At 44.6% G+C, this 780-nt stretch carries 1 pseudogene; it reads right to left on the minus strand.

The features are described from left to right. Positions 1-780 (minus strand): annotated as a pseudogene (locus tag PSI15_RS18295) (excinuclease ABC subunit UvrA); the annotation flags it as partial.

The raw sequence follows: 780 nt of genomic DNA on the forward strand, positions 1-780 counted from the left end.
AATTTGACTGTCTCCCGCAAAAAAATTTGAGGCCTGAGTAATACTCAGATTCATGAGATCAACAATCGTTTTTCCTTTGTATTTATAATTTAAGGCTTGCTGATTGAATTTTTGCCCCTGACAGGCTTCGCAAGGCAAGGATATTGAATCCATAAAGGCCAAATCGGTTTCAATCACGCCTAACCCTTTACATTCCGGGCATCCACCTTTGGCATTTGGAGAAAACCAGGATTTATCCACATGGTTCACCAATGCAAAGCGCTCCCGGATGTGATCAAAAATCCCACTCCATGATGCAATATGGGAGCGTTTCGAGGTATGAATGGGCTTCTGGTCGATAACAATAGCATTGGCACATAAAGGAACAACTTCTCCCATCATCATGGAGCTTTTTCCGGAACCCGCCACACCACTGACAGCAAGCATGATACCCAACGGGATATCGATAGATATTTCCTTAAGGTTGTGTAGCGTTGCGTTCCTGACAGGGATATAGCCAGTCGGCTTTTTGGGCGTTCGATTAAGGCGAGTTGTTTGAAACAGGTATTTGCCCGTTAATGTTCCTGATGTGCGTAATCCATTCAAATCGCCTTGGTAAGTGATTGTTCCACCGCTATCACCTGCCCCAGGGCCTAAGTCAATGACATGATCTGCGATTTTAATGACATCTGGGTCATGTTCGACCATCAGGATAGTGTTACCTTTGTCACGCAATTGTTGGATCAGCGTATTTAGTTTAGTGATATCGGCCGGATGTAACCCCGTGCTGGGTTCATCAAT

This window comes from Xenorhabdus sp. PR6a (assembly GCF_028599065.1).
Lineage (GTDB): Bacteria > Pseudomonadota > Gammaproteobacteria > Enterobacterales > Enterobacteriaceae > Xenorhabdus > Xenorhabdus doucetiae.